This is a genomic window from Escherichia sp. E.sYA108 (genome assembly GCF_011754335.1).
GTDB classification, from domain to species: domain Bacteria; phylum Pseudomonadota; class Gammaproteobacteria; order Enterobacterales; family Enterobacteriaceae; genus Escherichia; species Escherichia coli.
On sequence record NZ_JAAQVZ010000001.1, the window covers coordinates 1,404,599 to 1,424,307 of the forward strand.

The 19,709-nt window shown below is 51.9% G+C and carries 19 protein-coding genes; 10 read left to right on the forward strand and 9 right to left on the reverse strand.

Annotated features, from left to right (window positions below; genetic code table 11):
• Window positions 1–4: 4 nt before the first annotated feature.
• From ppk1 to purM, 3 genes are all read right to left on the reverse strand, one after another.
• The gene (ppk1, locus tag HBM92_RS06685; protein ID WP_001296288.1) at window positions 5–2,071 is read right to left on the reverse strand and encodes a polyphosphate kinase 1; all 2,067 of its coding nucleotides are present in this window, start codon (window positions 2,069–2,071) and stop codon (window positions 5–7) included.
• Between the two features lie 171 nt (window positions 2,072–2,242).
• Window positions 2,243–2,881: a phosphoribosylglycinamide formyltransferase gene (gene purN, locus HBM92_RS06690; protein ID WP_001028626.1), complete on the reverse strand. Its 639-nt coding sequence runs from the start codon at window positions 2,879–2,881 to the stop codon at window positions 2,243–2,245.
• Window positions 2,881–3,918, reverse strand: a complete 1,038-nt coding sequence (gene purM, locus HBM92_RS06695; protein ID WP_001295474.1) for a phosphoribosylformylglycinamidine cyclo-ligase — start codon at window positions 3,916–3,918, stop codon at window positions 2,881–2,883. Before purM ends, purN begins: the two co-directional genes overlap by 1 nt.
• A gap of 324 nt (window positions 3,919–4,242) precedes the next feature.
• On the opposite strand from purM, the gene upp reads away from it, so the two are divergent.
• The 3 genes from upp to HBM92_RS06710 all read left to right on the forward strand — a co-directional run bounded on the left by upp (window position 4,243) and on the right by HBM92_RS06710 (window position 7,040).
• The gene (gene upp, locus HBM92_RS06700; protein WP_001295473.1) at window positions 4,243–4,869 is read left to right on the forward strand and encodes a uracil phosphoribosyltransferase; all 627 of its coding nucleotides are present in this window, start codon (window positions 4,243–4,245) and stop codon (window positions 4,867–4,869) included.
• Between the two features lie 85 nt (window positions 4,870–4,954).
• Window positions 4,955–6,244 (forward strand): uracil permease, encoded by a 1,290-nt coding sequence (gene uraA / locus HBM92_RS06705; protein WP_000198327.1) that lies wholly within the window; start codon window positions 4,955–4,957, stop codon window positions 6,242–6,244.
• Between the two features lie 94 nt (window positions 6,245–6,338).
• A complete protein-coding gene (locus HBM92_RS06710) occupies window positions 6,339–7,040 on the forward strand; it encodes a DnaA inactivator Hda (RefSeq protein ID WP_001307333.1) in 702 nt (233 codons plus the stop codon).
• Between the two features lie 137 nt (window positions 7,041–7,177).
• On the opposite strand, the gene arsC is transcribed toward HBM92_RS06710, so the two are convergent.
• Window positions 7,178–7,537 carry an arsenate reductase (glutaredoxin) gene (gene arsC, locus HBM92_RS06715; RefSeq protein ID WP_000166454.1) on the reverse strand — a complete coding sequence of 120 codons (360 nt, stop codon included), beginning with the start codon at window positions 7,535–7,537 and terminating at the stop codon, window positions 7,178–7,180.
• Between the two features lie 20 nt (window positions 7,538–7,557).
• Window positions 7,558–9,021 carry a beta-barrel assembly-enhancing protease gene (gene bepA, locus HBM92_RS06720; protein ID WP_000489658.1) on the reverse strand — a complete coding sequence of 488 codons (1,464 nt, stop codon included), beginning with the start codon at window positions 9,019–9,021 and terminating at the stop codon, window positions 7,558–7,560.
• 212 nt (window positions 9,022–9,233) lie between these two features.
• Between bepA and HBM92_RS06725 the strand changes: the two genes are divergently transcribed.
• Window positions 9,234–10,295, forward strand: coding sequence for an AI-2E family transporter (locus HBM92_RS06725; protein ID WP_000892031.1), 1,062 nt, complete (start codon window positions 9,234–9,236; stop codon window positions 10,293–10,295).
• A gap of 98 nt (window positions 10,296–10,393) precedes the next feature.
• On the opposite strand, the gene bcp is transcribed toward HBM92_RS06725, so the two are convergent.
• Entirely contained in the window at window positions 10,394–10,864 is a 471-nt protein-coding gene (bcp, locus tag HBM92_RS06730; protein ID WP_001068682.1) for a thioredoxin-dependent thiol peroxidase, read from the reverse strand.
• Entirely contained in the window at window positions 10,864–11,436 is a 573-nt protein-coding gene (locus HBM92_RS06735; RefSeq protein ID WP_000176192.1) for a glycine cleavage system transcriptional repressor, read from the reverse strand. The genes bcp and HBM92_RS06735 overlap by 1 nt, the downstream gene beginning before the upstream one ends.
• Before the next feature lie 145 nt (window positions 11,437–11,581).
• Between HBM92_RS06735 and dapA the strand changes: the two genes are divergently transcribed.
• The 6 genes from dapA (at window position 11,582) to ypfH (ending at window position 18,270) form a co-directional block, all read left to right on the forward strand.
• Window positions 11,582–12,460 carry a 4-hydroxy-tetrahydrodipicolinate synthase gene (gene dapA / locus HBM92_RS06740; RefSeq protein ID WP_001295469.1) on the forward strand — a complete coding sequence of 293 codons (879 nt, stop codon included), beginning with the start codon at window positions 11,582–11,584 and terminating at the stop codon, window positions 12,458–12,460.
• A 16-nt stretch (window positions 12,461–12,476) separates the two neighbouring features.
• Complete coding sequence (gene bamC / locus HBM92_RS06745; protein WP_001296286.1) at window positions 12,477–13,511, forward strand: outer membrane protein assembly factor BamC; 1,035 nt, start codon at window positions 12,477–12,479, stop codon at window positions 13,509–13,511.
• A 212-nt stretch (window positions 13,512–13,723) separates the two neighbouring features.
• On the forward strand, window positions 13,724–14,437 hold the full coding sequence (gene purC, locus HBM92_RS06750) for a phosphoribosylaminoimidazolesuccinocarboxamide synthase (protein WP_001295467.1): 714 nt from the start codon (window positions 13,724–13,726) through the stop codon (window positions 14,435–14,437).
• Window positions 14,438–14,604: 167 nt separating this feature from the next.
• A complete protein-coding gene (locus tag HBM92_RS06755; protein WP_001267498.1) occupies window positions 14,605–15,468 on the forward strand; it encodes a neutral zinc metallopeptidase in 864 nt (287 codons plus the stop codon).
• 14 nt (window positions 15,469–15,482) lie between these two features.
• Window positions 15,483–17,498, forward strand: coding sequence for a tRNA cytosine(34) acetyltransferase TmcA (gene tmcA, locus HBM92_RS06760; protein ID WP_000829302.1), 2,016 nt, complete (start codon window positions 15,483–15,485; stop codon window positions 17,496–17,498).
• A 73-nt stretch (window positions 17,499–17,571) separates the two neighbouring features.
• A complete protein-coding gene (gene ypfH / locus HBM92_RS06765; RefSeq protein WP_000679819.1) occupies window positions 17,572–18,270 on the forward strand; it encodes an esterase in 699 nt (232 codons plus the stop codon).
• Window positions 18,271–18,350: 80 nt separating this feature from the next.
• On the opposite strand, the gene HBM92_RS06770 is transcribed toward ypfH, so the two are convergent.
• Window positions 18,351–18,551, reverse strand: a complete 201-nt coding sequence (locus HBM92_RS06770) for a YpfN family protein (RefSeq protein ID WP_000383836.1) — start codon at window positions 18,549–18,551, stop codon at window positions 18,351–18,353.
• Window positions 18,552–18,578: 27 nt separating this feature from the next.
• Window positions 18,579–19,706, reverse strand: a complete 1,128-nt coding sequence (gene dapE, locus HBM92_RS06775; protein ID WP_001277797.1) for a succinyl-diaminopimelate desuccinylase — start codon at window positions 19,704–19,706, stop codon at window positions 18,579–18,581.
• Between the last annotated feature and the right edge of the window lie 3 nt (window positions 19,707–19,709).

The window sequence follows — 19,709 nt, forward strand, 5'->3', positions numbered from 1 at the left end:
AGGGTTATTCAGATTGTTCGAGTGATTTGATGTAGTCGTAAATCGCCAACTGCGCCCGTACTTTGCGGCGATTGCCGCGGGGAACGTAGCGATTACTGAGTTCTTTATCGATATAACGTGCTTTGACTGTATCGCTGAATAATATGTCGATGATGTCCAGCACCCGCTGCTTCAGGCGCGGATCGAGCAGCGGCGTCGCCACTTCAATACGATAATCAATATTGCGCGTCATCCAGTCGGCGGAAGAAAGGTAGACCTTTTTATCGCCGCCATTTTCAAAAATATAAACCCGGTCATGTTCAAGGTAACGGTCAACAATACTGATGGCACGAATGTTGTCGCTAATGCCTTCCAGATTGGGGATCAGCGAACACATGCCGCGAACCAGCAGATTAACCGGTACGCCGGAGCTGGAGGCCGCATACAGACGATCAACCAGGCCTTTATCGACAAGGTTATTTAGCTTCAGGGTGATACCGCTGGGCAGCCCTTGCTGCGCGTTGGCGATTTCGCGGTCCACCATTTCATACAACAGGCGGCGGGAGTTTTGCGGCGACACCATTAAATAATCAAATGTCACCGGACGGTATGGGTTTTCAATAAAGTTGAACACCCGCCGTACTTCGTTGGTTATGCGCGCATCGGCGGTCAGCAACGAATAGTCAGTATAAAGACGCGCGGTTTTTTCGTTAAAGTTCCCGGTCCCGATGTGTGCGTAACGCACCACTTCACCGTTTTCTTTACGTGAAATCAGGAACAGTTTGGCGTGAATTTTCAGCCCCGGCGCAGAGAAGATAACGTGCACGCCTGCTTCGGTCAGGCGCTTCGCCCAGTGAATGTTGGCTTCTTCGTCGAAACGCGCCTGTAACTCAACCACCACGGTGACTTTCTTACCGTTGTGTGCGGCGTGGATCATCGAGTCGATGATGCGTGAATCTTTCGCCACGCGGTAAATGTTAATTTTAATCGCCAGTACGCTCGGGTCGAACGAAGCCTGACGCAGCAGTTCCAGTACATGCTCAAAGGTATGATAAGGATAATAGAGCAACACATCGCGTTCGCGAATAGCATCAAAACCATTGCGGAACTGGGCTTTATCAAACCAAATGTGGCGTAAACGCGGCAGTGGTTTGTTCACCAGATTGGCTTTGCCGACATTGGGGAAATTAATAAAGTCTTTAAAATTATGATAACGACCACCAGGGACGATGGAGTCGTAGCGGGAAATAGTCAGTTTTTCGCGTAACACTTCAACCAGCGCATTGGGCATATCGCGCTGATAAACAAAACGCACCGGCTCAGCAGTTAAACGCTGCTTGAGACTGGAAGACATCAACTCCATCAGGCTGGCTTCCATCTCATGCACTAAATCGTATTCGGCATCGCGGGTCATCTTCATTGAATAGGCATTCAGCGCGTCATAATCAAAGAAGCCTTTGAAAATATCATCAAGGCAGTAACGCAGAATGTTATCCAGAAGAATCATCGGCTTGCGTCGACGCGGCGCTTCTGGCGGTAAATTCACAAAGCGCGGCACTTTATCTGATGGGATCTCCAGCAGCGCGTAACGGATGGTATCGCCACGGATAATTTCCACCGCCAGATAGGTGTAATCATCTTTCAGGAACTGCACTAAATCAGTGTCAGGATTGATTAAAATCGGCGTAATGTGCTGACGCAGATACTGCTTAAAATAATGACGCAGCCAGTTTTGTTGATTGACGGAGAGCTGGCGTTCATTAATCAGGAAGATCTGGTTGCGCGCCATCTCCAGCAACAACTCGTTGTAGAGGCCGTCGAATTCCTGATCGGCTTTCAGCACCCGGGACTGAATTTTGCCCAGTAAATGGCGGGAATGAGAGTTGGAGCCTTGTTCTTCGCTAATAATGATGCGTCGCTTCAGTTCAGCGAAGCGGACTTTATAGAACTCATCAAGGTTATTGGAATAGATCCCCAGGAAACGCATCCTTTCAATCAGCGGGTTAGATTTGTCCGCCGCTTCCTGAAGCACGCGTTCATTGAACGATAACCAACTGAGCTCTTTTTCGATGTATAGCTTTTCCTGACCCATTACCACTTTTACTCCGTTTTATTCACGGGACACTGCCTGGATATTATGGCGAGCAATATTGGCAGATGTCCAACTATGCCAGAAAAGGGGGAAAAAAACTGCTGGAGCTTGCGATTTACAGGTGAATTGAAAAACGCCAGCGGCAGAGCTGGCGCTTTAACTACGGGGGCATTACTCGTCGGCAGCGTAGCCCTGCGGCGGCAGACGTTGACCATCCAGCCACGCGGCGTTTTCGTGCATTTTCAGACGACCATCGGCAAACCAGCTAATCACCAGTGGATAAATAGCGTGTTCCTGGGTTTGCACGCGGGCGGTGATGTCATCTTCCGTATCACCAGCAAATACCGGGACTTTCGCCTGTAAAATAACCGGGCCACCGTCCAGTTCATCGGTGACGAAATGCACCGATGTACCGTGCTCCTCATCGCCATTTTCCAGCGCCTGACGATGGGTGTGTAATCCGGGATATTTCGGCAGCAGAGAAGGGTGAATGTTCAGCAAACGCCCGGCATAATGGGAGACAAACGCCGGGCTGAGAATGCGCATAAAACCAGCCAGCACGACCACATCGGGTGCGTACATGTCGATTTCATGAATCAACTCTCGGTCATAGGCTTCACGACTGTCAAACGCGCTGGTGATGAGCGTATGTGTTGCAATACCCGCCTGGCGGGCGCGTTCAAGGCCGAACGCGTCGGCCTTATTGCTGAAAACTGCCCGTACGGTGCCTTTAATTTTGTTGGTTTTGCAGGCGTCAATAATTGCCTGCAAATTACTTCCGTTGCCGGAAATAAGCACCACAATATTCATTATTCGATAACCACGCGTTGTTCGGAATCAGAGGCTTTGATGATACCGATTTTCCACGCGTTTTCACCGTTGGCATTGAGCAGGGCGAGGGCTTTGTCCACTTCCGGAGCAGGAAGGGCAATAATCATCCCGACGCCGCAGTTGAAGGTGCGATACATTTCATGGCGCTCAACGTTACCTGCCGTTTGCAGCCAGTTGAACACTTCCGGCCACTGCCAGGAAGATTCATCAATCACTGCCTGGGTATTATCTGGCAATACGCGCGGAATGTTTTCCCAGAAGCCGCCGCCGGTCAGGTGCGCAATGGCATGCACATCGACCTTTTCAATCAACTCCAGCACTGACTTCACGTAAATGCGGGTCGGTGCCAGCAGATGATCGGCTAATGGCTTACCATCAAGTTCGGTGGTTTGCGGATCACAACCGCTGACTTCAAGAATTTTGCGCACCAGCGAATAGCCGTTCGAGTGCGGACCGCTGGAGCCGAGTGCAATCAGCACATCGCCGTCGCTGACTTTAGATCCGTCAATGATTTCTGATTTTTCTACCACGCCAACGCAGAAACCAGCGACATCGTAATCTTCACCGTGATACATCCCCGGCATTTCTGCCGTTTCGCCACCCACCAGTGAACAGCCCGATTGCAGACAACCTTCCGCGATGCCGCTGATCACCGCTGAAGCGGTATCAACATCCAGTTTTCCGGTTGCGTAATAGTCGAGGAAAAACAGCGGTTCCGCACCTTGCACCACCAGGTCATTAACGCACATGGCGACCAGATCAATACCAATGGTGTCGTGACGTTTTAAGTCCATCGCCAGACGCAGCTTGGTACCTACGCCGTCAGTGCCGGAAACCAGCACAGGTTCACGATATTTTTGCGGCAATGCACACAGCGCACCGAAGCCGCCCAGACCGCCCATCACTTCCGGACGACGCGTTTTCTTCACTACGCCTTTGATTCTTCCAACCAGAGCATTACCCGCGTCAATATCAACACCGGCATCTTTGTAGCTAAGAGAGGTTTTATCGGTCACTGCTTGGGTCCCCACGCGTTACTTGCGGTAGAAAAATAAAATTCGCCGCAATTCTAACAGGGAAAGCAAACGTTTGCGAGACTGCTTTACACAACCTTTTTGCACGTCTTTTCCCCAGGCGCGCGGCGAAAGAATACTTGTACCAGGGCAAAGGATCGTTTTCGGATGGAATAATCTTCTTTCATAACCATTTGAATATAAAATAACTTTATCTAAAACCGTTATCGTTTTGACTAAAGTCAACGAAAATAATATTGCCGCCTTGAAGAAAGGAGGTATAATCCGTCGATTTTTTTTGTGGCTGCCCCTCAAAGGAGAAAGAGTATGAAGATCGTGGAAGTCAAACACCCACTCGTCAAACACAAGCTGGGACTGATGCGTGAGCAAGATATCAGCACCAAGCGCTTTCGCGAACTCGCTTCCGAAGTGGGTAGCCTGCTGACTTACGAAGCGACCGCCGACCTCGAAACGGAAAAAGTCACTATCGAAGGCTGGAACGGCCCGGTAGAAATCGACCAGATCAAAGGTAAGAAAATTACCGTTGTGCCAATTCTGCGTGCGGGTCTTGGGATGATGGACGGTGTGCTGGAAAACGTTCCGAGTGCGCGCATCAGTGTCGTCGGTATGTACCGTAATGAAGAAACGCTGGAGCCGGTACCGTACTTCCAGAAACTGGTTTCTAACATCGATGAGCGTATGGCGCTGATCGTTGACCCAATGCTGGCAACCGGTGGTTCCGTTATCGCGACCATCGACCTGCTGAAAAAAGCGGGCTGCAGCAGCATCAAAGTTCTGGTGCTGGTAGCTGCACCAGAAGGTATCGCTGCGCTGGAAAAAGCGCACCCGGACGTCGAACTGTATACTGCATCGATTGACCAGGGACTGAACGAGCACGGATACATTATTCCGGGCCTCGGCGATGCCGGTGACAAAATCTTTGGTACGAAATAAAGAATAAAAATAATTAAAGCCGACTTTAAGAGTCGGCTTTTTTTTGAGTAAAGCGCCTATAACACATAATACAGAGGATAATACTATGACGCGCCGTGCTATCGGGGTGAGTGAAAGACCGCCACTTTTACAGACAATCCCGCTTAGTTTGCAACATTTGTTCGCCATGTTTGGTGCAACCGTCCTGGTGCCCGTCTTATTTCATATTAACCCGGCGACTGTACTGTTATTTAACGGTATAGGAACACTGCTGTATCTCTTCATCTGTAAAGGGAAAATTCCGGCTTATCTTGGTTCCAGCTTTGCCTTTATTTCACCGGTATTGTTACTGTTGCCGTTAGGGTATGAAGTCGCGCTGGGCGGCTTTATTATGTGCGGCGTGCTGTTCTGCCTGGTTTCTTTTATCGTGAAGAAAGCGGGGACCGGCTGGCTGGACGTGCTGTTTCCACCTGCGGCAATGGGCGCAATCGTTGCCGTCATCGGTCTGGAGCTGGCGGGCGTAGCTGCCGGTATGGCGGGTTTACTCCCGGCTGAAGGGCAAACGCCAGACTCCAAAACCATCATCATCTCTATTACCACCCTGGCGGTCACGGTTTTAGGTTCCGTGCTGTTTCGTGGTTTCCTGGCAATTATCCCGATTTTAATTGGCGTGCTGGTGGGGTACGCGCTCTCTTTCGCAATGGGAATTGTCGATACCACGCCGATTATTAATGCTCACTGGTTTGCGCTGCCGACCCTCTATACGCCGCGCTTCGAGTGGTTTGCCATTCTGACTATTCTGCCAGCGGCGTTAGTGGTTATTGCCGAACACGTAGGGCACCTGGTCGTAACGGCTAATATCGTCAAAAAAGATCTGCTGCGCGATCCAGGTCTGCACCGTTCGATGTTTGCTAACGGCTTGTCGACCGTGATCTCCGGCTTCTTTGGCTCCACGCCAAACACCACATACGGAGAAAACATTGGCGTGATGGCGATCACCCGTGTTTACAGTACCTGGGTTATCGGCGGTGCGGCGATTTTCGCTATCCTGCTTTCCTGCGTCGGTAAACTGGCTGCTGCTATCCAGATGATTCCATTGCCGGTGATGGGCGGCGTTTCGCTGCTGCTTTACGGTGTCATCGGTGCTTCCGGTATTCGTGTGTTGATCGAATCGAAAGTGGATTACAACAAAGCACAGAACCTGATCCTGACTTCCGTTATTTTGATCATCGGCGTCAGTGGCGCGAAGGTAAACATTGGCGCGGCGGAGCTGAAAGGTATGGCGCTGGCGACCATCGTCGGTATCGGCTTAAGTTTGATCTTCAAACTGATTAGTATGCTGCGCCCTGAAGAAGTGGTGCTGGACGCAGAAGACGCGGATATAACAGACAAATAATGTACCGACCGGGCAGTGTTGCTGCCCGGTTCAAACATCATGGGATTCTGTGGTAAACTTCTCGCGATTTTGTGAAATCCTGGTTGAGGTATCTCTGAACACACCGGCACAGCTCTCTTTGCCACTTTATCTTCCTGACGACGAAACCTTTGCAAGTTTCTGGCCGGGGGATAACTCCTCTTTACTGGCCGCGCTGCAAAACGTGCTGCGTCAGGAACATAGCGGTTACATCTATCTCTGGGCACGCGAAGGCGCGGGGCGCAGCCATCTGCTGCACGCGGCTTGCGCGGAATTGTCGCAGCGTGGCGATGCGGTGGGCTATGTCCCGCTGGATAAACGTACCTGGTTTGTTCCGGAAGTGCTCGACGGTATGGAGCATTTGTCGCTGGTCTGTATTGACAACATTGAGTGTATTGCCGGCGATGAGTTGTGGGAGATGGCGATTTTCGATCTCTACAATCGAATTCTGGAATCGGGCAAAACACGGTTGTTGATCACCGGCGATCGTCCACCGCGGCAGTTGAATCTGGGATTACCGGATCTCGCGTCGCGTCTCGACTGGGGGCAGATCTACAAATTGCAGCCACTTTCTGATGAAGATAAGTTGCAGGCGCTACAGTTACGCGCGCGTTTGCGTGGTTTTGAACTGCCGGAAGATGTGGGGCGTTTCTTGCTGAAGCGGCTCGACAGAGAAATGCGCACGTTGTTTATGACGCTGGATCAGCTGGATCGTGCGTCGATTACCGCGCAACGCAAGCTGACCATTCCGTTTGTGAAAGAAATTCTGAAGTTGTAGATAAGGTGTTTATTGTCGGATGCGGCGCGAACGCCTTATCCGACCTACGCGAAGTTAATCCATAGTATTCGTAGGCCGGATAAGACGCGGCAAGCGTCGCATCCGGCAATGTGCTTCAACTAGCGATGGAGCACATCTTAACCCACGATTTCCAGTACCTGCTCCGGTGGACGACCAATCCGCGCTTTGCCATTCGCGACCACAATCGGGCGTTCCATTAGCTTCGGATTCTCTACCATCGCCTGAATCAGCACCTCTTCGCTAAGCGAACTGTCAGCCAGGTTCAGTTCTTTATAAAGATCCTCTTTTTGGCGCATCAATTCACGAGCGCTATTCATCCCCAGCATTTTCAGCAAATCACGCAGCGTTGCCGCATCGGCGGGTGTCTCAAGGTAGAGCACCACTTCTGGCTCCACGCCGTTTTCTTTCAGCAGGTTCAGCGTTTCCCGGCTCTTTGAACAGCGTGGGTTATGGTAGATTTTTACCTGTTTGGTCATTGTTCTTCCTTTAATGCGAATTACATCTTGGTATAAGGCTTAAAGCGTTCCTGCAGCTGGCGCAACTGGTCGATGCGCGCATCGTAACGCGCTTGTTGCAGGCTGCCTAATTTCACCTGCGAACTGGCGCTACTCAACAAGGAAATAGCCTGATCGAGTCGCCCGGCGAGCGCATAACCTTCTGCTCGCGCAGCCAGTTCCTGATCGCGGTTATTTAGTGCGGCTTCCGCCTGTGCCAGTAAATCCCAGCCGTTGCTGTCATCTTTATTGTTAAAAGTGTAGCGATTCAGAATATTGGCCGCTTCCTGTGGTTGCCCCCCTTGCAGATAAGCGTTCGCCAGGTTGAGCTGCAACACCGGATTGGTGCGCAAATCGCGGGCATTTTTCAGGCGATTGATAGCGTCATTGGCTTTGTTTTGCCCAAGATCGATATCGGTAGCCAGATCGAGATACCATGCGTTGCCAGGTTCTGCCGCCAGTAACGGTTGCAGCGTTTTACGCGCCTCGTCGTATTTATTGGCTTCCATCGCCTGTAAAGCACGACCATATTGCGCCGCTCGTTGCTGACGAACGTTTCCTTTCGCCCATTCATCCAGCAAATCACTGGTGAGTTGGTTACGCCCTGAATTGTACATCCCCAGTGTGCGCACTTTTGCCAGATAGAAATCTTCTGACGATTGCACCACTATCGGGCGCATCTGATTGGCACGGTTACGGGCATCAGCCAGACGGCTTTCCGGTAGTGGGTGAGTGAGCAGAATTTCTGGCGGGCGCGAAGAGTAACGCGCCTGATCGAGTAATTTTTCGAGGAAGGTCGGCATCGCCTGCGGATCGAATCCCGAGCGTTGCAGCACCTGAATACCAATGCGGTCCGCTTCCTGTTCATTTTGCTGGGTGAAACTGATCATCCCCTGGCGCGTTCCCGCCAGTGTACCGGTCAGCGCCGCCATCCCCGCCTGCGGACTGGCCATCGCCAGTAAAATAGAACCTAACGCGCCGACCCAGGTCAGCGGCGCGCTGCGCTGCTGATCTTCCATCGCTCGCGCCAGGTGACGTTGGGTGACGTGGGAGATTTCGTGCGCCATAACTGAAGCCAGTTGACTTTCGTTATCGGAATAACGGAACAGGGCAGAGTGCAGCACCACGTTGCCGCCAAAGAAAGCAAAGGCGTTAATTTCGTCGTTGTTGATCAGAAAGAAATGAAACGGTGTCTTAACCGAATTGGCATGCGAAACCAGACGCATTCCTAGCGAATTAATGTATTGCGTTAACAGCGGATCATTAATTAACGGCGCGCTGCCGCGTAACTGGCGGACATAATAGTCGCCCATCTGCATTTCCTGACCAATGGAAAGTGTGCTTCCTGCGGAGGTTCCCATATCCGGCAAGGTGTCTGCGCTGTCGGCAAACGCCGGGGCTACCTGACCAATGGTCATAGCAGCAATGAGGGTTGCAACCAGGTTTTTTTTCAACTGCCTGAACATAACCTCTATCCTGTATTTCTGGAGATAGTCATTTGACCGATACTGTGAAATATCGTTCCCACCGCGCCGCCTTTGAGTGTAACGGCGAAGATTAGCCCACTCAAATGACTTTTCAGTTTCCTGAATCCGTCATAAAAAGCGAAGTCTTTTTTGTGACATTTCGATACAATTGCGGATCGCAATCCCGCTCTTGAGGTTCAGGGAAGGTCTGTATGCTCGAAATGTTGATGCAATGGTATCGCCGCCGTTTTAGCGACCCGGAAGCGATTGCCTTGCTGGTTATTTTGGTTGCTGGTTTTGGCATTATCTTTTTCTTTAGCGGCCTACTCGCGCCGTTGCTGGTGGCTATTGTTCTGGCCTATTTGCTGGAATGGCCGACTGTCCGCCTGCAGTCTATTGGCTGTTCCCGCCCTTGGGCGACATCTATCGTGCTGATCCTGTTTGTGGGCATCCTGCTACTGATGGCGTTCGTGGTACTGCCTATCGCCTGGCAGCAGGGCATCTACTTAATCCGCGATATGCCAGGGATGCTTAATAAACTTTCTGATTTTGCTGCCACGTTACCGCGCCGCTATCCGGCATTAATGGATGCGGGGATTATTGATGCAATGGCTGAAAATATGCGTAGCCGGATGCTCAGTATGGGGGACTCGGTGGTGAAAATTTCCCTCGCCTCGTTGGTCGGTTTGCTGACCATTGCCGTCTATCTGGTGCTGGTACCATTGATGGTCTTCTTCCTGCTGAAAGACAAAGAGCAGATGCTGAACGCCGTTCGCCGGGTGCTGCCGCGCAACCGTGGACTGGCAGGACAGGTGTGGAAGGAGATGAATCAACAAATCACCAACTATATCCGCGGCAAAGTGCTGGAGATGATCGTGGTAGGGATCGCCACCTGGCTGGGGTTCTTGCTCTTTGGGCTGAATTATTCGCTGCTGCTGGCGGTGCTGGTCGGCTTCTCGGTACTTATTCCGTACATTGGCGCATTTGTGGTGACCATTCCGGTGGTTGGCGTGGCGCTATTCCAGTTTGGTGCTGGCACGGAATTCTGGAGCTGCTTCGCGGTGTATCTGATTATTCAGGCGCTGGACGGCAACCTGTTAGTACCGGTGTTGTTTTCCGAAGCGGTTAACCTGCATCCTCTGGTGATTATTTTATCGGTGGTGATCTTCGGTGGTTTGTGGGGATTCTGGGGCGTATTCTTCGCTATTCCATTGGCGACGCTGATCAAAGCCGTGATTCACGCCTGGCCTGATGGGCAAATCGCGCAAGACTGACCTTCAGCGAAAAAATTTGAAACGAGTGTTGCAGGGCAGTGAGAAGATTTGAGATGTGCTGGCCGCAAGCGCAGCCAGCACGGAATGGAGCAAAGTAATCAGGCGTGTTCTTTCAGCCAGTTCAGCACAACGTCGTGGTGATTGCTGGTTTTGAAATCGTCAAAAACATGTTCGATTTTGCCATCAGCGTCAATCAGGAAGCTGATGCGATGAATACCATCGTAGGTTTTGCCCATGAAGGACTTTTCACCCCAGACGCCGAATTGTTCGCACACCTGGTGGTCCTCATCAGACAGGAGCGTAAAGTTAAGCAGCTCTTTTTCCGCAAAACGGGAGAGTTTTTCGGGTTTATCGGTGCTGATACCCAGCACATCAACGCCCGCTTTTTTCAACTCATCCATGTTATCGCGTAAGCCGCAGGCCTGTACGGTACAGCCGGGGGTCATGGCTTTCGGGTAGAAATAAACCAGAACACGCTGTCCCTGGAAGTCGGTCAAATTAACTTGTTCTCCGTCTTGATCCGGCAAGCTAAATTTCGGTGCGATATCACCGGCTTTCAGTGGATTCATTACTTAACTCCATCCTGTTCATCATGTTGGGAATAATTGACGACGTTAATACTGCCTTGTGCATTGAGTTCTGTACATAGGGCTTTGAACGCTTGCTCAATATTTGCTGCGTCCGCAGATGCGGGGCTGTGGGCAGTTATCTGAATATGCAACTGCGCAGCCCTTTCATTTTCAGCAGGTTGCGTGCGCGACACCAGCTCCGCAATGTTCATATGATGCGTGTCGAAAAGTGCTGTGAAGCGTTCAATTAAATGCGGGGAGTCTGCCACATCGACCTGAACCCAGACAGATGCTGGCATTGGCGGACGCGGACGCGCCGTCGTGCGCTTCATCACGATTAAAAGATCCAGCTCGGCACCTTTCAACGGTAACGTTGATTCAATCAGAGTAATGGCATTCCATGAACCGGAAAGCAGCATGATAAACGTGAACTCTTCTCCCAGCATCGCCAGGCGACTGTCTTCAATATTACAGCCGCAACTACTGACATGACGGGTGATGGTGTTCACTATTCCAGGGCGATCGGCACCCAACGCAGTGATCACCAGATAATGTTGCGATGACAGTGTCAAACTGGTTATTCCTTCAAGGGGTGAGTTGTTCTTAAGGAAAGCATAAAAAAAACATGCATACAACAATCAGAACGGTTCTGTCTGCTTGCTTTTAATGCCATACCAAACGTACCATTGAGACACTTGTTTGCACAGAGGATGGCCCATGTTCACGGGAAGTATTGTCGCGATTGTTACTCCGATGGATGAAAAAGGTAATGTCTGTCGGGCTAGCTTGAAAAAACTGATTGATTATCATGTCGCCAGCGGTACTTCGGCGATCGTTTCTGTTGGCACCACTGGCGAGTCCGCTACCTTAAATCATGACGAACATGCTGATGTGGTGATGATGACGCTGGAGCTGGCTGACGGGCGCATTCCGGTGATTGCCGGGACCGGTGCTAACGCTACTGCGGAAGCCATTAGCCTGACGCAGCGCTTCAATGACAGCGGTATCGTCGGCTGCCTGACGGTAACCCCTTACTACAATCGTCCGTCGCAAGAAGGTTTGTATCAGCATTTCAAAGCCATCGCTGAACATACTGACCTGCCGCAAATTCTGTATAATGTGCCGTCCCGTACTGGCTGCGATCTGCTCCCGGAAACGGTGGGCCGTCTGGCGAAAGTAAAAAATATTATCGGAATCAAAGAGGCAACAGGGAACTTAACGCGTGTAAACCAGATCAAAGAGCTGGTTTCAGATGATTTTGTTCTGCTGAGCGGCGATGATGCGAGCGCGCTGGACTTCATGCAATTAGGCGGTCATGGGGTTATTTCCGTTACGGCTAACGTCGCAGCGCGTGATATGGCCCAGATGTGCAAACTGGCAGCAGAAGGGCATTTTGCCGAGGCACGCGTTATTAATCAGCGTCTGATGCCATTACACAACAAACTATTTGTCGAACCCAATCCAATCCCGGTGAAATGGGCATGTAAGGAACTGGGTCTTGTGGCGACCGATACGCTGCGCCTGCCAATGACACCAATCACCGACAGTGGTCGTGAGACGGTCAGAGCGGCGCTTAAGCATGCCGGTTTGCTGTAAAGTTTAGGGAGATTTGATGGCTTACTCTGTTCAAAAGTCGCGCCTGGCAAAGGTTGCGGGTGTTTCGCTTGTTTTATTACTCGCTGCCTGTAGTTCTGACTCACGCTATAAGCGTCAGGTCAGTGGTGATGAAGCCTACCTGGAAGCGGCACCGCTTGCGGAGCTTCATGCCCCGGCTGGAATGATCTTGCCGGTGACCTCCGGCGATTATGCAATCCCGGTGACCAACGGTAGTGGTGCCGTCGGTAAGGCGCTGGACATTCGTCCACCAGCCCAGCCGCTGGCACTGGTTTCTGGCGCGCGTACCCAGTTCACGGGCGATACCGCTTCATTGCTGGTGGAAAATGGTCGTGGCAATACTCTGTGGCCGCAGGTGGTTAGCGTGCTGCAGGCGAAAAACTACACCATCACCCAACGTGATGATGCTGGTCAGACACTGACCACCGATTGGGTACAATGGAACCGTCTGGACGAAGACGAGCAGTATCGTGGTCGTTATCAAATCTCTGTTAAGCCGCAGGGTTATCAGCAGGCGGTTACGGTTAAACTGCTGAACCTGGAACAGGCGGGCAAACCGGTTGCAGACGCGGCTTCCATGCAGCGTTACAGCACGGAGATGATGAACGTTATTTCCGCCGGTCTGGATAAATCTGCCACTGACGCCGCGAACGCTGCGCAAAACCGTGCCTCCACCACTATGGACGTACAAAGTGCAGCTGATGACACCGGTTTACCAATGCTGGTCGTACGCGGGCCGTTCAATGTGGTTTGGCAACGTCTGCCAGCTGCGCTGGAAAAAGTGGGCATGAAAGTGACCGACAGCACCCGTTCGCAGGGCAACATGGCCGTAACTTATAAGCCGCTGTCTGACAGCGAATGGCACGAACTGGGCGCGAGCGATCCAGGTCTGGCATCCGGTGACTATAAACTGCAGGTTGGCGATTTAGATAACCGCAGCAGCCTACAGTTCATCGATCCGAAAGGTCATACTCTGACTCAGAGTCAGAACGACGCGCTGGTAGCTGTCTTCCAGGCTGCGTTTAGCAAGTAAAAATACAGGGCTGGAGTCATCCGGCCCTTTTTTCTGATATGATACGCAAACGTGTGCGTCGACAGAAAAACGCGATTTTAGCGGTAATTCGCACGAAATTTGTTTGTCGGACGTAGGTCGGATAAGGCGTTCACGCCGCATCCGATAAAACATCCGGCACACCAGACAGCAAAAGATTTTAAAACGTTAATTCACACCCAGGAGTGATAAAGATGCAAAAGCAAGCTGAGTTGTATCGTGGTAAAGCGAAAACCGTATACAGCACGGAAAACCCGGACCTGTTGGTGCTCGAATTCCGCAATGATACGTCAGCAGGGGATGGCGCGCGCATTGAGCAGTTTGATCGCAAAGGTATGGTGAACAACAAGTTCAACTACTTCATTATGAGCAAACTGGCTGAAGCGGGTATCCCGACTCAAATGGAGCGTCTGCTCTCCGATACCGAATGTCTGGTGAAAAAGCTGGATATGGTGCCGGTTGAGTGTGTCGTGCGTAACCGTGCTGCTGGCTCTCTGGTGAAACGTCTTGGAATCGAAGAAGGTATTGAGCTGAACCCGCCACTGTTCGATCTGTTCCTGAAAAACGACGCCATGCACGATCCGATGGTCAACGAATCTTACTGCGAAACCTTTGGCTGGGTGAGCAAAGAGAACCTGGCGCGTATGAAAGAGCTGACCTACAAAGCGAACGACGTGCTGAAAAAACTGTTCGATGATGCTGGTCTGATTCTGGTCGACTTCAAGCTGGAGTTTGGTCTGTACAAAGGTGAAGTGGTACTGGGCGATGAGTTCTCCCCGGACGGCAGCCGCCTGTGGGACAAAGAAACGCTGGAGAAAATGGACAAAGACCGTTTCCGCCAGAGCCTCGGTGGCCTGATCGAAGCCTATGAAGCCGTTGCCCGCCGCCTGGGTGTACAGCTGGACTGATTTTTCTATTCATCATCTTGCCGTGCTGCTGGCACGGCAAGACAACCGCTCTCATAAGATGAGTATTGAACGCTCATTCCTCCGCCATTTCATCCCGCTTTCCTGTGGTAATCTTCCTCTGATCCACCTACGATCATTTCTATAATGAATATAATGTTGAGGTATCTATGCGTTGGCAAGGGCGACGTGAAAGTGACAATGTTGAAGACAGGCGCAATAGCTCCGGCGGTCCGTCAATGGGCGGTCCCGGTTTTCGCCTGCCAAGCGGTAAAGGCGGGCTGATTTTACTGATAGTCGTGCTGGTTGCAGGCTACTATGGCGTTGATTTAACCGGGTTGATGACCGGACAGCCGGTTTCCCAACAGCAATCAACGCGGTCAATTAGCCCTAATGAAGACGAAGCCGCAAAATTCACCTCGGTGATTCTGGCAACCACGGAAGACACCTGGGGACAGCAATTCGAGAAGATGGGTAAAACCTATCAGCAACCGAAGCTGGTCATGTACCGTGGAATGACGCGTACCGGCTGCGGGGCGGGCCAGTCCATAATGGGGCCATTCTATTGCCCGGCGGATGGCACAGTTTATATCGATCTCTCCTTCTATGATGACATGAAAGACAAACTTGGCGCGGATGGCGATTTTGCCCAGGGGTACGTTATCGCTCATGAAGTCGGTCATCATGTGCAGAAACTGTTAGGCATCGAGCCGAAAGTTCGTCAACTGCAACAAAACGCGACGCAGGCGGAAGTAAACCGCTTATCTGTGCGTATGGAACTCCAGGCCGACTGTTTTGCCGGTGTCTGGGGGCATAGTATGCAGCAGCAAGGTGTTCTGGAAACCGGCGATCTGGAAGAGGCGCTGAACGCGGCGCAGGCCATCGGCGATGACCGTTTACAACAGCAAAGTCAGGGGCGAGTAGTACCAGACAGTTTCACTCATGGCACTTCTCAGCAACGCTACAGCTGGTTTAAACGTGGTTTCGACAGCGGCGATCCGGCACAATGCAATACTTTTGGTAAAAGCATTTAACTTCCGGGGCAGGGATGGCTGAACTGACTGCGCTTCACACATTAACAGCGCAAATGAAACTTGAAGGGATCCGCCGCTTGCTGGTGTTGAGCGGGGAAGAGCGTTGGTGTTTTGATCATGCGCTTAAGTTGCGTGATGCCTTACCTGGCGACTGGCTGTGGATTTCGCCGCAGCCAGATGCTGAAAACCACTGTTCTCCCTCGGCACTACAAACTTTACTTGGGCGCGAGTTCCGGCATGCGGTATTCGACGCCCGCTACGGCTTTGATGCCGCTGCCTTTGCGGCACTTAGCGGAACGTTGAAAGCGGGAAGCTGGCTGGTGTTGTTACTCCCTGTATGGGATGAGTGGGAAAACCAACCTGATGCCGACTCGCTGCGCTGGAGTGATTGCCCTGACCCTATTGCGACGCCGCATTTTGTCCTGCACCTCAAACGTGTACTTACGGCGAATAACGACGCTATCCTCTGGCGGCAAAACCAGCCGTTCTCGTTGGCGCATTTTACTCCCCGTACTGACTGGCACCCCGCTACCGGCGCACCACAACCAGAACAACAGCAACTCTTACAGCAGTTACTGACCATGCCGCCGGGCGTGGCAGCGGTAACTGCTGCGCGTGGGCGCGGTAAGTCGGCGTTGGCAGGGCAACTCATTTCTCGTATTGCGGGCAGTGCGATTGTCACCGCGCCCGCAAAAGCGGCAACGGATGTACTGGCACAATTTGCGGGCGAGAAGTTTCGCTTTATTGCACCGGATGCCTTGTTAGCCAGCGATGAGCAAGCCGATTGGCTGGTGGTCGATGAAGCCGCAGCTATACCTGCGCCGTTGTTGCATCAACTGGTATCGCGTTTTCCTCGAACGTTGTTAACCACTACGGTGCAGGGCTACGAAGGCACCGGACGTGGTTTTTTGCTGAAATTTTGCGCTCGCTTTCCGCATTTACACCGTTTTGAACTACAACAGCCGATCCGTTGGGCGCAGGGATGCCCGCTGGAAAAAATGGTTAGTGAGGCACTGGTGTTTGACGATGAAAACTTCACCCATACACCACAAGGCAATATCGTTATTTCCGCATTTGAACAGACGTTATGGCGAAGCGAGCCAGAAACGCCGTTAAAGGTTTATCAATTATTGTCTGGTGCGCACTACCGGACTTCGCCGCTGGATTTACGCCGCATGATGGATGCACCAGGTCAACATTTTTTACAGGCGGCTGGCGAAAACGAGATTGCCGGAGCGCTGTGTCTGGTGGATGAGGGTGGATTATCTCAAGAACTCAGTCAGGCGGTATGGGCGGGTTATCGTCGTCCACGGGGCAATCTGGTGGCTCAATCGCTGGCGGCGCACGGCAGCAATCCACTGGCGGCGACATTGCGCGGACGGCGGGTTAGCCGGATAGCAGTTCATCCGGCTCGTCAGCGGGAAGGCACAGGGCGACAGCTTATTGCTGGTGCTTTGCAATATATTCATGACCTCGACTATCTTTCGGTGAGTTTTGGTTACACCGAGGAGTTATGGCGTTTCTGGCAACGCTGCGGTTTTGTGCTGGTGCGAATGGGTAATCATCGTGAAGCCAGCAGCGGTTGCTATACGGCGATGGCGCTGTTACCGATGAGTGATGCGGGTAAACAACTGGCTGAACGTGAGCATTACCGTTTACGTCGCGATGCGCAAGCTCTCGCGCAGTGGAATGGCGAAATGCTTCCTGTTGATCCACTAAACGATGCCGTCCTTTCTGACGACGACTGGCTTGAACTGGCCGGTTTTGCTTTCACTCATCGTCCGCTATTAACATCGTTAGGTTGCTTATTGCGTTTGCTACAAACCAGCGAACTGGCATTACCGGCGCTGCGTGGGCGTTTACAGAAAAACGCCAGTGACGCGCAGTTATGTACCACACTTAAACTTTCAGGCCGTAAGCTGTTACTGGTTCGCCAGCGGGAAGAGGCCGCGCAGGCGCTATTCGCACTTGATGATGTTCGCACTGAGCGTCTGCGCGATCGCATAACGCAATGGCAATTTTTTCACTGACTCCTTCAATTTTCTCCCATGGTCATTGTGAGTCAGCGGCGTAAAATTAATGACATCAGTTAAGGAGTTCGCCATGAAACATGACCATTTTGTTGTTCAAAGCCCGGATAAACCAGCACAACAGTTGTTACTGCTTTTCCACGGTGTCGGGGATAACCCGGTGGCAATGGGGGAAATAGGTAGCTGGTTTGCGCCGCTGTTTCCTGATGCGCTGGTGGTGAGTGTCGGTGGCGCGGAGCCGAGCGGTAATCCGGCGGGGCGTCAGTGGTTTTCGGTGCAGGGTATTACGGAAGATAATCGCCAGGCGCGTGTGGATGCCATCATGCCGACGTTTATTGAAACGGTGCGCTACTGGCAGAAACAGAGCGGAGTAGGGGCTAACGCCACGGCGCTAATCGGTTTCTCTCAAGGCGCGATTATGGCGCTGGAGAGCATTAAAGCCGAACCGGGCCTTGCCTCACGCGTCATTGCCTTTAACGGACGCTATGCGAGCCTGCCGGAAACTGCGTCTACAGCCACAACAATTCACTTGATTCATGGCGGTGAAGATCCGGTTATCGATCTGGCGCATGCGGTTGCGGCGCAGGAAGCGTTAATCAGTGCCGGTGGCGATGTGACGCTGGATATCGTGGAGGATTTAGGCCATGCGATCGACAATCGCAGTATGCAATTAGCCCTGGATCACTTGCGTTATACCATTCCGAAACATTATTTCGACGAAGCGCTAAGTGGCGGTAAGCCTGGCGATGATGATGTGATTGAAATGATGTAATAATAGCCGGGTAGGCCTGATAAGACTGTATCAGGCATCATGGCCGGATGCGGCGTTAACGCCTTATCCGGCCACTTAGCTTACTTCTTCGGTTGATCCTTTTTCGGCCAGTCGTCGTCATCGTCCCACTTATCGTTGAAATCACGATGCGGGGGAAGCTCCGGCTTGTTGGCGAGAAATTTCTTATGGTCGACGCGCTTGAGATCTTTAATCACGTTCAGCAGGACGCCTACCAAAAAGACAATCACCAGAATCCACCAATATTTAGCCAGCCAGTCCATGCTTATTTCCTCTTGCAGAACCACTCATCAGGCGACGAGCTGTTCCATGATACGTTGATACATACGGGCAAGTAGCTGCAGGTCGGCAGCGTTCACACATTCATTAATTTTATGAATCGTGGCATTGACCGGCCCGAGTTCCACCACCTGCGCCCCCATGCGGGCAATAAAGCGCCCGTCGGACGTTCCGCCTGTGGTCAGTAGCTGCGGTTTAATTTCATTATAGTGCTCAACCGCGTTAACGACCGCATCCACCAGTTTACCGCGCGCGGTCAAAAATGGCTGCCCGGAAAGCCACCAATCCACCGTATAGCGCAGTTGATGTTTTTCAAGCAGGGCAAGCACCTGCGCTTTGATCATCTCATCCGTCAGTTCGGTGCTAAAGCGGAAGTTAAACTGCACAAACAGTTCACCTGGAATAACGTTGTTACTGCCCGTTCCCGCCTGAATATTGGCAATCTGCATACTGGTCGCCGGGAAGAATTCATTACCCTGATCCCACTCAATAGCCACTAATTCATTAATGAAAGGTGCTGCGCGATGTACCGGATTGTCAGCCAGATGTGGGTAGGCAACATGCCCCTGAACGCCATGAATGGTAAGGTTGCAGGTTAACGATCCGCGACGACCATTTTTCACCACATCACCTACCACTTCGATACTCGACGGTTCGCCAACCAGGCAGTAATCGAGACGCTCATTACGTGCCATTAACGCTTCGACGACTTTTACCGTACCATTGTGTGCACTGGCTTCTTCATCAGAGGTGATCAGAAATGCCAGTCGCCCCGTATGGTTGGGATGTTGTGCGACAAAACGTTCTGCAGCTACCACCATCGCCGCCAGCGAGCCTTTCATATCTGCCGCACCGCGCCCGAATAACATGCCGTCACGAATGGTTGGTTCAAACGGCGGATTGATCCAACGGTCGGCGTCGCCAGGCGGCACCACGTCGGTATGCCCGGCAAAGGCTAACGTTTCACCCTGCCCACGCCATGCCCAAAAATTCTGCGTGTCGGCAAAGTCCATGCGTTCAACGGTAAAACCGATCGCCTGCAAACGTTCAATCAACAAAGCCTGGCATCCTGCGTCATCAGGACTCAGGGAAGGGCGGCGAATAAGCTGTTGTGTCAGCTCAATAACCGGGCACGACATAGA

Coding starts and splice junctions, on each gene's coding strand:
- ppk1 (WP_001296288.1), bottom strand. CDS start 2,071: ATGGGTCAGGAAAAGCTATACATCGAAAAAGAGCTCAGTTGGTTATCG.
- purN (WP_001028626.1), bottom strand. CDS start 2,881: ATGAATATTGTGGTGCTTATTTCCGGCAACGGAAGTAATTTGCAGGCA.
- upp (WP_001295473.1), top strand. CDS start 4,243: ATGAAGATCGTGGAAGTCAAACACCCACTCGTCAAACACAAGCTGGGA.
- uraA (WP_000198327.1), top strand. CDS start 4,955: ATGACGCGCCGTGCTATCGGGGTGAGTGAAAGACCGCCACTTTTACAG.
- arsC (WP_000166454.1), bottom strand. CDS start 7,537: ATGACCAAACAGGTAAAAATCTACCATAACCCACGCTGTTCAAAGAGC.
- bepA (WP_000489658.1), bottom strand. CDS start 9,021: ATGTTCAGGCAGTTGAAAAAAAACCTGGTTGCAACCCTCATTGCTGCT.
- HBM92_RS06725 (WP_000892031.1), top strand. CDS start 9,234: ATGCTCGAAATGTTGATGCAATGGTATCGCCGCCGTTTTAGCGACCCG.
- bcp (WP_001068682.1), bottom strand. CDS start 10,864: ATGAATCCACTGAAAGCCGGTGATATCGCACCGAAATTTAGCTTGCCG.
- dapA (WP_001295469.1), top strand. CDS start 11,582: ATGTTCACGGGAAGTATTGTCGCGATTGTTACTCCGATGGATGAAAAA.
- bamC (WP_001296286.1), top strand. CDS start 12,477: ATGGCTTACTCTGTTCAAAAGTCGCGCCTGGCAAAGGTTGCGGGTGTT.
- purC (WP_001295467.1), top strand. CDS start 13,724: ATGCAAAAGCAAGCTGAGTTGTATCGTGGTAAAGCGAAAACCGTATAC.
- HBM92_RS06755 (WP_001267498.1), top strand. CDS start 14,605: ATGCGTTGGCAAGGGCGACGTGAAAGTGACAATGTTGAAGACAGGCGC.
- tmcA (WP_000829302.1), top strand. CDS start 15,483: ATGGCTGAACTGACTGCGCTTCACACATTAACAGCGCAAATGAAACTT.
- ypfH (WP_000679819.1), top strand. CDS start 17,572: ATGAAACATGACCATTTTGTTGTTCAAAGCCCGGATAAACCAGCACAA.
- HBM92_RS06770 (WP_000383836.1), bottom strand. CDS start 18,551: ATGGACTGGCTGGCTAAATATTGGTGGATTCTGGTGATTGTCTTTTTG.
- dapE (WP_001277797.1), bottom strand. CDS start 19,706: ATGTCGTGCCCGGTTATTGAGCTGACACAACAGCTTATTCGCCGCCCT.